An 11,828-nucleotide genomic window follows, 5' to 3' on the forward strand; every position below is an offset into this window, starting at 1 on the left:
TCTGTTACACACCGCAAGACCCTGTAAGCGTCTGCCTTGCAGGTTTATCTGGAGGCAGCATGGCATTTATCATGGCCAGCAGTAGAGAAGAATTCCTCAGTATATTGCAAGAGCGTTTGGAGAAACTCGTTCAGCCGGCCGAAAAGGACGCTCTTATCCAGTTCAGCGGACAGTTTTTTGGCATTGTGCCGCTGGAGGAATTGTTGGCCCGGCACGACACCGACCTCCTTGGCTGCACGCTGTCCTACTGGCGTTTCCTGCAACACTACGATGGTCAGGACGAGAAGCTCAGAGTATTCAATCCTGACACCCAGCAGCACGGGTGGCAATCTACTCATTCGGTGGTGGAAATCCTCCACGCCGACTCTCCCTTTCTGGTTGACTCCGTGCGCATGGAGCTGAATCGCCAGGGCTATGCGATTCATACCCTGCAAAACAGCGTGCTGGCGGTAAGGCGCGATGAAAACGGTGAGCTGGAGACCGTGCTGCCGCCACGTAGCAGCGAAGCAGGGGTGCAGCACGAGTCGATGATGTACATAGAGATCGACCGCTGCGGCAGCGCCGCCGAACTCAAGCGCCTGGCCAAGTCGCTGCAGGAAGTGTTGAGCCATGTCCGGGCTGCGGTAGCCGATTTTGCTCCGATGCGACAGCAGGCCGAATCGTTGATCGAGGCGTTGAAAGGCAAGCCGTTCGAGTTTTTCGCGCTCGAGGAGCGCCAGGAGTGCGAGGCCTTTCTGGGCTGGTTGCTGGAAGACCATTTTACCTTTCTTGGCTACGAGCGCTTCAACATCCAGGAGGGTCTGAAAGAGCAGCGCCTGGGTATCCAGCCAGAACACAGCCTTGGCGTGCTGGCCCTCAATCCGCGGGATGAATCCCTGATCGGATTGCCCGAGAAGGTCATCGACTACTTGCGCGCGCCCGTTCTGCTTTCCTTCGCCAAGGCCTCACGGTCGAGCAAGGTGCATCGTCCGGCCTACCCGGACTACGTGTCCATACGCGAAGTGGACAGTCAGGGCGAGGTGATTGCCGAGCATCGCTTCATGGGCCTGTATACCTCGCGGGTCTATTCGGGGACGGTCGAGCGCATCCCCCACCTGCGCCAGAAAGTCGCGGCGGTGCGCGAAGCCTCGGGGTTTACCGCCCACAGCCACCTGGGCAAGGAATTGGATCAGGCGCTGCAGGTGCTGCCGCGCGATGACCTGTTCCAGATGTCCGAAGCGGAATTGCGCGACACCGCCTTGAGTATCGTGCAGATACAGGAACGTAACCATATTCGCGTATTTCTGCGCAGTGGCAACTACGGGCGATTCTACTATTGCCTGGTATACGTGCCACGCGAGATCTACAACACCGAAATCCGGCTGAAAATACAGGCCGTACTGATGGAGCGGCTGCAGGCCAGCGATTGCGAATTCTGGACCTATTTTTCCGAGTCGGTGCTGGCTCGAACGCAGTTCATCCTCAGCGTGGATCCGAAACAGGATCTTGTCGTCGATCCGGTGAAAATCGAACAGGACATCATCCGCGTCTGTCGCGACTGGAACGACGACTTCAGCGATCGGCTGAACGAAAGTCTTGGCGAAGCCACTGCCACCGCGGTACTCGAAGACTTTACCGAGGGTTTTCCCGCCGGGTATGCGGAACGCTTTACCGCGGCCAGCGGAGTGGTGGACATCGAACACATCCTGTCGCTGACGACAGAGCGTCCGCTGGCCATGAGTTTCTATCAGCCGCTGTCACAGAAGCCGGGGGTGCTGCATTGCAAGATCTATCATCTGGGCGAACCCTTGCCGCTGTCGGATGTCCTGCCGATCCTGGAAAATCTGGGCCTGCGGGTGATGGGCGAGTTTCCGTTCCTGTTCAGGCGCCGTGACGGACAGGAGTTCTGGATTCACGATTTCGAGTTTACCTTTGCGCTGGACCGCGAGCTGGATATCCACGAGGTCAACGAACTGTTTCGTGATGCCTTCGAGCAGACCTGGCGAGGCCTCGCCGAGAACGACGGCTTCAACCGTCTGGTGCTGCTGGCACGCATGCCCTGGCGCGACGTAGCACTGTTGCGAGCCTACGCCCGGTATCTCAAGCAGATCCGGCTCGGCTTCGAGCTGCCCTACATTGCCAGCACCCTGGTGGGACATGCCGACATTGCCCGCGAGCTGGTGCGTCTGTTCAAGACCCGTTTCTACCTTGCCCGCAAACTGTCGGCAGATGATCTCGGGGATATGCAGCAGCGACTAGAGCAGGCCATCCTGGGCGCGCTGGATGATGTGGCGGTGCTCAACGAGGACCGGATTCTGCGCCGCTACCTTGAGCTGATCAAGGCGACCCTGCGCACCAACTTCTACCAGAATGACAATCAGGGCAATCCCCGCGAGTACTTCAGTCTGAAGCTCGATCCACGCGCGATTGCCGAGCTGCCGTTGCCCAAGCCGATGTTCGAGATATTTGTCTATTCACCGCGGTTCGAGGGCGTTCACCTGCGCGGCGGCAAGGTTGCCCGTGGCGGTCTGCGCTGGTCCGATCGCGAGGAAGACTATCGCACCGAGGTGCTTGGTCTGGTCAAGGCGCAGCAGGTCAAGAACGCAGTAATCGTACCTGTGGGCGCCAAGGGTGGTTTCGTTCCCCGCCGTCTGCCGGTGGGAGGAACCCGTGATGAGGTCCAGCAGGAAGCTATTGCCTGCTACAAACTCTTTATCCGCGGTCTGCTGGATCTGACCGATAATCTGGTGGAAGGCGAGGTAGTGCCCCCGGACCAGGTCGTGCGGCATGACGAAGACGATCCCTATATGGTGGTTGCCGCGGACAAGGGGACCGCCACTTTCTCCGATATCGCCAACGGGATCGCTGCTGACTACAATTTCTGGCTGGGGGATGCGTTCGCCTCTGGCGGGTCAGCCGGCTACGATCACAAGAAGATGGGCATCACCGCCAAGGGCGCCTGGGTATCGGTGCAGCGTCACTTCCGCGAGCTGGGTGTGAATATCCAGACCGAGCCGGTGACCGTGCTGGGCATCGGCGATATGGCCGGAGATGTGTTCGGCAACGGCATGCTTTTGTCACGCAGCCTGAAGCTGGTGGCGGCGTTCAACCATCAGCATATCTTCATTGATCCGGATCCGGATCCGGAAGTCAGTTTCGAGGAGCGTCAGCGCCTGTTTGATTTGCCGCGTTCCAGCTGGACTGACTACAACAGCAAGTTGATTTCGGCCGGTGGCGGCATATTCGAACGCAGCCTCAAGCAGATCACCCTGACCCCGCAGATGCGCGAGTTGTTTGCCATCGAGGCAGAGAAATTGACTCCCAACGAGTTCATTCACAACCTGCTCAAGGCGCCGGTGGACATGATCTGGAACGGGGGTATCGGCACCTATGTGAAAAGCTCGACTGAAACGCATATCGACGTGGGCGACAAGGCCAATGACATCCTGCGCGTTGACGGCCGTGATCTGCGTTGCCGGGTCATAGGCGAGGGCGGCAACCTGGGCATGACCCAGCTGGGCAGGGTAGAGTTCTGCCTCAATGGGGGAGCCGTGAATACCGACTTCATAGACAATGCCGGGGGCGTCGATTGCTCCGACCATGAGGTCAATATCAAGATTCTGCTCAACGAAGTCGTCGAAGCGGGAGACATGACCGGTAAGCAGCGTGACAAGCTGCTCGCCAGCATGACCGAGGATGTTTCTGCGTTGGTGCTTGCGAACAATTACAAGCAGACCCAGGCGATCAGCCTGGCCCAGCGGCAGGCGGTCAAGGCGATGACCGAATACCGCCGCTACATCAGCCAGATGGAAAGCAGCGGCAAGCTCAGCCGCTCGCTGGAATTCATTCCCGAGGACGATCAGCTGGCCGAGCGGTCTGCCCGCGGCCTGGGTCTGACCCGACCCGAGCTGTCGATTCTGATTTCCTATTCCAAGGCCGACCTCAAGGAAAGCCTGGTGGGCTCGGATGTGCCTGAAGATGCTTATCTGGCGCGCGAGCTTGGTACCGCCTTTCCCGACGTGCTGGAAAAGAAATATCCCGATGCACTCAACGCTCACCGTCTGCGCCGCGAGATCATCTCCACCCAGTTGGCCAACGATCTGGTCAACCACATGGGTATTACCTTCCTGCGTCGCCTGCAGCAGTCAACCGGATCGCCACCCAGCGAACTGGCCCGCGGCTATGTGGTAGCGCGTGACGTGTTCAGGCTCCAGACGCATTTCGCCTCCATCGAAGCTCTCGATTACCAGGTGCCGGCCGAAGTCCAGCTGGAACTGATGGACGACCTGATGCGCCTCGGACGCAGAGCGACGCGCTGGTTTGTGCGCAACCGCCGCAGTGACCTGGCGCCGGAACGCGAGGTCGCGCACTTCGCACCCCGGGTGGAAGCGCTGGCGGAGCAGTTCGATAGCCTGCTCGAGGGGCCGGTGCGTGGTCAGTGGCAGGCCCGTTTCGAAGCCTATGCGAGCGCGGGCGTGCCGGAACCGATTGCGCGTCTGGTCGCCGGGACCACCCATTTCTTCACCCTGCTGGGGATTATCGAGGCGGCCGATATGACTGGCCAGCCCGAGCAACGGGTTGCCCAGGTCTATTTCGCCCTGGGCAGCGAGCTTCGCCTGCCGTGGTTCGGACAACAGATCAATGGCCTGCCGGTGGACAATCATTGGCAAGCGCTGGCACGCGAGAGCTATCGTGACGACCTGGATGCGCAGGCCCGTGCGATGACGGTTTCGGTGTTGCAGGCTTGCGACGACGGTTCGAGTCCCGAGGATCTGGTGAAGAGCTGGCTGGCGAGTAATCCGCTGATGGTCAAGCGCTGGCGCCGGATGTTGTCGGATCTAAAGAGTGCCAGTGGCGGGGATTATCCGATGATAGCGGTGGCCATGCGCGAGTTGCTGGACCTTGCGCAAGCGTCCCGTCATGCGGTCAACTAGGGGTTTGCAATACACCCCTTTACGAGGAACTCTGATTGACTGCAGAGCAGCAACTGGTAGTGGATATAGCGCTCCCCGCCGAGCGCTATCTTGCCTGGTACCGTGGTCAGGCCGGTCGGGTGCTGATGCACAGCCGTGATGGCCGGCGCGTCAGCCTGCCGGCACACCATTTGCGTCCGTTTCTCACCCACGAAGGGGTCTACGGCAGTTTCATCATGCGTTTTACCGGGGAGGGCAAGCTGATCTCGCTGCAGCGTATCGTCCAATAGATGCCGCTGTGGCGCTCAAGCCCGCGCCGAACAGGTATACTGTGCGGATGAAAAGTCATCCACAAGGCTCCGATCCATGTATTCCATGCTGCGTTCTCTGCTCTTTCGCCTGCCCGCCGAAACCTCCCACGATCTGACACTGGACCTGCTCGGTGCAGCCGGGCGGCTCGGTCTGGCAGACAAGTTGATCAGGCCGCGGGCGCCGCAGCCAGTGCAGGTGATGGGGTTGACCTTCGACAACCCGGTAGGTCTGGCTGCGGGATTGGACAAGAACGGGCTGGCGGTAGACGGACTCGCGGCGATGGGTTTTGGTTTCCTTGAGGTGGGTACGGTGACGCCGAGGCCGCAACCGGGTAACCCGAAGCCGCGGATGTTCCGCCTGCCGGAGCAGAACGCGATCATTAACCGAATGGGGTTCAATAACCTGGGCGTCGATGCGCTGCTGCAGCGTCTGGACTCGGTGCGCTACAGCGGTGTGCTGGGCGTGAATATCGGCAAGAACGCGGTCACCCCGGTGGATCGCGCAGTGGACGACTACCTTTATTGCCTGCGCAAGGTCTATAGCCGGGCGAGCTATATCACAGTCAATTTGTCATCCCCCAACACGCCTGGCCTGCGCACCCTGCAATACGGCGATACGCTCAAGCGTCTGCTGGAGAGTATCAAGCAGTGTCAGGGCGAGCTGACCGCCCAATATGGCCAGTATGTGCCCATCGCAATCAAGATTGCGCCCGACGTTCTGCCGGAAGACCTGGCGCTGATTGCCGGTGTGTTGGTGGATGAAGGGATGGACGCGGTCATCGCCACCAATACAACACTGGAGCGCACTGCCGTTATTGGTCTGGACCATGCCGAGGAGACCGGTGGTCTGTCCGGCGGGCCGCTGACCGATGTGTCGACCGAGGTAATTCGCCTGTTGGCGGGTGAGCTGAAAGGTCGGATACCGATTATCGGCGTTGGCGGAATCATCAGCGGGAAGGATGCTGCGGACAAGATGGAGGCCGGCGCCAGTCTGGTGCAGCTGTACAGCGGCTTTATCTATCGTGGACCCGAGCTGGTAGGTGAGTGCATGGATGCGATCGCGGCGCTGGAGAAGTAGAGGACTGCTTTCCCGGGGATCCGGCCTTCGCATTGCGAAGGCCGGTGGGGCCCCGAAAGGCCCGGCGCTTTAGGGAAGCGCCATGGGAAAAAATGTACTGTGGGAATTCAACCTACTGCATGCATTTCATTCAGGCGATGGACGCCGGAAATGCCGGTGAAGCCGGCCCAGTGATCTGCTCGGCCTTCACGCCAGCCATTGATCCAGTTCTGGCGTGTCGTAGCACTGTTGAACGGACAGGAGTCCTGGGACTTGCCGTGCACACCGTTCTGATAACCGCGTAGAAACGCTCGTTCCATCTGGTCACGCTTGAGTCTTCTCATACAGTAGAGCCCTCATCTGGTAGAACAAACCGGCCTGCAATGGTGCAGCGGCGGCGGTGACATGGCAGGCAGGTTCCTGCCACTACGGAGGGAAATCGATCATCCGATCCGACCTCCCGAGAGGTTTGCCCGTTCTCGAGTCCTGTCCTGTTGTACCCTATAGGTATTGGGCGCCCAAAGATCGATTTGTCATATTCGCGTAACCCTTTAGTGGTCTGCGCGCTAAAAACGTTAACGTAAAAAACACAATGTCGTGGAAATCAAACAGATGCATGAAAGCCTTGAATTTTTTGTTACCTGCCCGAAAGGCATCGAGGGATTGCTGCTCGACGAGCTGAACGCCCTGGGAGCCGAGAATGCGCGGGAAACCGTCGCTGGCGTCAGTATCAACGGCAACCTGGAGCTCGGTTATCGCATCTGTTTGTGGTCACGACTGGCCAACCGCGTACTGCTGGTACTCAACCGTTTCGCTGTGGCGGACGCGCAAGGCCTGTACGACGGTGTGGCGGCGGTTGACTGGGCTGCGCACATGCCGGTGGAGGCCACCCTGAGTGTGGACTTTGGCGGCATATTGCCGGGCGTCGACAATACCCACTTTGGCGCACTGAAGGTCAAGGATGCGATAGTCGATCGCCTGCGACAGCCGGATGGAACTCGCCCCGGCGTGGACCGCCAGAATCCCGACCTGCGCATCAACGTGCATTGCCGCAGCGGCGAAGCGCAGCTTGCCATCGATCTGTCCGGTCACAGCCTGCACCAGCGCGGTTACCGCCTGCAGCAGGGCGCGGCACCGCTGAAGGAAAACCTGGCGGCGGCGATTCTGATCCGCGCTGGCTGGCCGCAACTGGTGGCCAGCGGCGGGGCGCTGGCCGATCCGATGTGCGGCTCGGGTACCTTCCTGGTCGAAGCGGCGATGATGGCGACTGATATGGCGCCCAATCTGCAGCGCGAACAGTTCGGTTTCAGCCGCTGGCTGCAGCATCAGCCGCTGATCTGGGATGCGTTGCATGCCCAGGCCAGGACGCGCGCCGAAACCGGTCTCGCCCGTGACCCGCTGTGGATCCGTGGCTATGAAGCGGACCCGCGTCTGCTGCAGCCGTTGCGCAACAACATCCAGCGAGCCGGCCTGAGCAACTGGGTCAAGGTCTATCAGGGCGAGCTGGCGACCTTCGAACCGCATCCGGATCGTGGGCAGACGGGACTGATTGTCTGCAACCCACCCTACGGCGAGCGTCTGGGCGAAGAGGCCAGCCTGGTGTATCTGTATCAGAAGCTCGGCGAAGTGCTGCGTGAGCGCTGTACCGGCTGGCAAGCGGCGATCTTCACCGGCAATCCGGACCTGGGCAAGCGCATGGGTATCCGCAGTCACAAGCAGTATTCGCTGTTCAATGGCGCCCTGCCATGCAAATTGCTGATGATGGATCTGCAGCCCGAGCGTTATGTGACCGGTGCGAGCGGCAATGTCAGGTCTGCGGAGCTGGTTGCGAAGCAGCCAACGAGCCCGCAGACTTCTGGCTCGGCTCCTGCCCCTGTTGCCGAGTCGACCGGCACGGCGCGTCTGAGCGAATCGGCGCAGATGTTTGCCAACCGCCTGAAGAAGAACCTGAAAAACCTCGGTAAATGGGCGCGTCAGCAAAATATTACCTGCTACCGGGTATACGATGCGGACATGCCGGAGTTCGCCGTGGCCATCGATCTTTACGACGGCTGGGCACATGTGCAGGAATACCAGGCCCCCGAGACCATCAGTGAAGAGAAAGCGCGCAGTCGTCTGCAGGACGTGCTGGTTGCTCTGCCGGACGTGCTCGGCATCCCGGCCAGCCATGTGGTGCTGAAGCAGCGCCTGCGCCAGAGCGGGAGCAAGCAGTACCAGCGCATGGATCGCAAGGGCGAGTTTCTTACCGTGCAGGAAGGGCAGGTCAAGCTGCTGGTCAATCTGACCGATTACCTAGATACCGGTGTCTTCCTGGACCACCGACCGCTGCGCCTAAAACTGGCCGCCGAGGCCCGTGGCAAGCGTTTCCTCAACCTGTTCTGTTACACCGCGAGCGCCACAGTGCACGCAGCGGTCGGTGGCGCCCGCAGCACTACCAGCGTGGATCTGTCGAAAACCTACCTGGACTGGGCGCGGCGCAATCTTTCGCTGAACGGTCTCTCGGACCTGCACCAGCTGGTGCACGCAGATGTAATGCAATGGCTGGAAGATGACCGGGGCGAATACGACCTGATCTTCATCGACCCGCCGACCTTCTCCAACTCCAAGCGGCTGGAGGATGTCTTTGACGTGCAACGTGACCACGTGCGTCTGATCGAGATGGCCATGGCCCGACTGGCGCCGGGCGGCACGGTGTATTTCTCCAATAACTTCCGGCGGTTCCGGCTGGACCGGGAGTTAGAGGAAAAGTATCAGGTCACTGACATCTCCGCGCAGACGCTGGATAAGGATTTCCAGCGCAATACGCGGATTCACCGCACCTGGTGTATCACCAGGCGTGGCTGAGGCCGGTCGGTCTACCGATTGGTGGCAATGTCGGTAGGCGCCCGGCGGTAGACGTCGGTCAGAACCCGGTCCAGCGCTTCGCGACTGGCGCCGGCAGCCGGGTGGTTGACGATCGCTGCTACCGCCCAGCTCTGACCGTTGGCATCCCGGGTGATGCCGGCGATGGCGCGGACACTGCGCAGGGAGCCGGTCTTGATGTGTGCCTGGCCGGCTACCGAGGTGTTGCGCAGGCGCCGACGCATGGTGCCATCCATCGCAGCCAGTGGCAGTGAAGCGATGAATTCGGCGGAGTAGGGGCTCTTCCACGCCTGCTGCAGCAACATCGCCATATCCCGGGCCGTCATGCGCTCGATCCTGGACAGCCCCGAACCGTTCTCCATGATCAGTGCGGTCGGCTGGATGCCTTTGCTGCCGAGCCATTGGTTGATACTGCGTACAGCCGATCGCTGGTCATCGAGGTCGGCGGGGCTGCGGGTTTCACGGCCAATGGTCAGGAACAGTTGCCGGGCCATGGTGTTGTTGCTGAACTTGTTGATGTCACGGATGACCGTCACCAGGTCGGGCGAGTCGCTGTAGGCCAGCTGGCGTGCTTTGCCGGGGGGCTGTCCGACTCGGGTTGTGCCACGGATGGCGCCGCCCATATCGCGCCACAGGGTGCGCAACATGCTGCCGGTGTATGTCGGGGCGTCCAACGCCGACATGTAGCGCTGTACCGAGCAACCCTGATGCAGCGCGCCGACCAGGGTAATGGTCGCGCTCGAACCGTTGTCCTCTATGCCGTAGGTCACGTTGGGCCAGGGGCAGGAATTGACCGGGGCCAGTAGCCGGAGCTGGTTATTGATCGTGACTTCCGGCAAAGCCGGCTCCAGATGGATGCGTACGCCATTGCTTTCGCCATAACTGCTCAGTACCAGCAGCTTAAGGTTGGTCAGCAGCGGGTCTGGCTCAACCAGAAAGGGCTTGCTTGGATCATTACCATCGTCCGGGAAGGGCACCGCGTCTGCCGGTAGGCGAATATCCGCCGGCTGCAGGACCAGATCGCCTGCCACTTCGCGTACGCCAGCCGCCCGCAAGTCCCGCAGCAAGGTCCACATCCGCTCTATGGTCATCTTCGGATCGCCGCTGGTGCGGAAGATCAGGTCGCCTTCGAGCACGCCGTTGCTGATGGGGCCGGTGCCGAGCAACTCACTACGCCAGCTGTAGGTGGGGCCAAGCAGCTCCAGGGCTGCGTAGGTAGTCACCAGCTTCATGGTTGAAGCCGGGTTGACGATCTTGTCGGCATTGACGAACTGGGCCATACCCTGGCCTTCCAGTGGTATGGCTGCTATAGACATCGCGTCGTTTGGCAGCTTCGCAGCATCCAGGGATTGCTTGACCGTAGATGGCAGGGTGCCGGAGTCGGCCGCCCATACTGATGTGGCAAGGGTGAGCATGGCAGTGGTAGAAACAAGATGGCGAAGGAAGGATCGCATGATCTGCTGGGTACTCCGGGGTCAGCTGGCAAACTCGATGCGCAAGCGCCGCGTCTGGTTTTGTTGTGTCTGCTGGCATAATGGCGTAATCGTGCGCTGCCGCCAAGGGGCGCGCCGGAATATCGGCAAACTGCCGATGGAAGGCTGTGTTTAGTAGCTGCTGGCCATCTGGACGGTCGGTAGCCGGAAGAATTGCCTTGCAGTGGCACTGGTGTGCAGCGACAGCTGTTCCAGCGATTCATTACGGCAATGCGCCAGCGTAGAGGCTACCTCGGGAATGAAAGCAGGCTCGTTGCGACCCCTTTTTGGCTTGGGTCGCAGGGTGCGAGGCACCAGCCAGGGTGCGTCGGTCTCGATCATCAGGCGGCCAGCCGGAATGTTGCCCACCAGCGCATGCAGGTGGCTGCCACGCCGCTCATCACAGATCCAGCCGGTAATACCGATATGCAGGTCCATATCCAGATAGGGATAGAGCGCTTCACGGTCCGCGGTAAAGCAATGCACTACGGCTGCAGGCAGCCTGTCGCGGTAGTCGCGCAGAACGTCGATAAGCACGGAGCTGGCATCGCGCTCATGCAGAAACACCGGTAGTTCGAGTTCGACGGCAAGCTCGAGCTGTGCTTCCAGTGCCTTTATCTGCTGCGGGCGGGGCGAGAAGTCCCGGTTGTAATCCAGGCCGCACTCGCCAATGGCTCTGACGCAGTCAGCCCTGGCAAGCACGCGCAGTTCCGCGGCCAGTTCGTCGTTCCACTGGCTGGCCTGATGCGGATGTAGCCCGGCAGTGCAGAACAGACGTTCGGGATTTTCAGAGCAGATTGCCTGTACCTGACGGCTGACCGCCAACGATGTAGCGGTCAGCACCATCTGGCTGATACCGGCCTGCCAGGCCCGCTCGAGTACCGCCTCACGATCACTGTCGAAGGCGGAGTCGGTCAGGTTGACGCCGATATCAATCCATTCCGGCACGAGAGTTACTTCGTCGGACGGGGCTTGGCAGTACGTGGCTTGCTGGCGAAGTCCTTGCGCGGACGCGGACGCGTCGGCGGCTCGGACTCCCCGGCTGGCAGAGGCCATGCGCGGATCTGCAACGTGACCCCGTTGATCTCGACCAAGGCCAGTTTCGCCAGAGTGGCTTCGCTGAGCTCCGGCAGATAGACACCGCTATGCTCATTGAACAGCTTGATGTGTCCGATCTGCTGGCGCTGCAGGCCGCCGTGACGGCACAGGGCATCGACCAGCGGCTTGGGCATAA

General features: G+C 60.5%; 8 protein-coding genes. 4 read left to right on the forward strand and 4 right to left on the reverse strand.

Features of this window, described 5'->3' with window-relative positions; genetic code table 11:
- Window positions 1–59: 59 nt before the first annotated feature.
- The 3 genes from ABYA88_RS07995 to ABYA88_RS08005 all read left to right on the forward strand — a co-directional run bounded on the left by ABYA88_RS07995 (window position 60) and on the right by ABYA88_RS08005 (window position 6,281).
- On the forward strand, window positions 60–4,913 hold the full coding sequence (locus ABYA88_RS07995; protein ID WP_373186528.1) for an NAD-glutamate dehydrogenase: 4,854 nt from the start codon (window positions 60–62) through the stop codon (window positions 4,911–4,913).
- Window positions 4,914–4,948: 35 nt separating this feature from the next.
- A complete protein-coding gene (locus tag ABYA88_RS08000) occupies window positions 4,949–5,182 on the forward strand; it encodes a DUF2835 domain-containing protein (RefSeq protein ID WP_373186530.1) in 234 nt (77 codons plus the stop codon).
- A 76-nt stretch (window positions 5,183–5,258) separates the two neighbouring features.
- Entirely contained in the window at window positions 5,259–6,281 is a 1,023-nt protein-coding gene (locus ABYA88_RS08005) for a quinone-dependent dihydroorotate dehydrogenase (protein ID WP_373186532.1), read from the forward strand.
- 107 nt (window positions 6,282–6,388) lie between these two features.
- Here ABYA88_RS08005 and rmf read toward each other — a convergent pair whose 3' ends face one another.
- Window positions 6,389–6,604 carry a ribosome modulation factor gene (gene rmf, locus ABYA88_RS08010; RefSeq protein ID WP_373186533.1) on the reverse strand — a complete coding sequence of 72 codons (216 nt, stop codon included), beginning with the start codon at window positions 6,602–6,604 and terminating at the stop codon, window positions 6,389–6,391.
- 268 nt (window positions 6,605–6,872) lie between these two features.
- Here rmf and rlmKL point away from each other — a divergent pair, with 268 nt between their 5' ends.
- The gene (gene rlmKL, locus ABYA88_RS08015) at window positions 6,873–9,104 is read left to right on the forward strand and encodes a bifunctional 23S rRNA (guanine(2069)-N(7))-methyltransferase RlmK/23S rRNA (guanine(2445)-N(2))-methyltransferase RlmL (RefSeq protein WP_373186534.1); all 2,232 of its coding nucleotides are present in this window, start codon (window positions 6,873–6,875) and stop codon (window positions 9,102–9,104) included.
- An 11-nt stretch (window positions 9,105–9,115) separates the two neighbouring features.
- Here rlmKL and dacB read toward each other — a convergent pair whose 3' ends face one another.
- The 3 genes from dacB to ABYA88_RS08030 form a co-directional block, all read right to left on the reverse strand.
- Window positions 9,116–10,576 (reverse strand): D-alanyl-D-alanine carboxypeptidase/D-alanyl-D-alanine-endopeptidase, encoded by a 1,461-nt coding sequence (dacB, locus tag ABYA88_RS08020; protein WP_373186535.1) that lies wholly within the window; start codon window positions 10,574–10,576, stop codon window positions 9,116–9,118.
- A 150-nt stretch (window positions 10,577–10,726) separates the two neighbouring features.
- Window positions 10,727–11,542 carry a TatD family hydrolase gene (locus ABYA88_RS08025; RefSeq protein WP_373186536.1) on the reverse strand — a complete coding sequence of 272 codons (816 nt, stop codon included), beginning with the start codon at window positions 11,540–11,542 and terminating at the stop codon, window positions 10,727–10,729.
- 5 nt (window positions 11,543–11,547) lie between these two features.
- A partial coding sequence (locus ABYA88_RS08030; RefSeq protein WP_373186538.1) for a DbpA RNA binding domain-containing protein occupies window positions 11,548–11,828 on the reverse strand: 281 nt, incomplete at its 5' end.

It is taken from the genome of Halopseudomonas sp., assembly GCF_041579695.1.
In the GTDB taxonomy this organism is placed as follows: Bacteria; Pseudomonadota; Gammaproteobacteria; order Pseudomonadales; family Pseudomonadaceae; genus Halopseudomonas.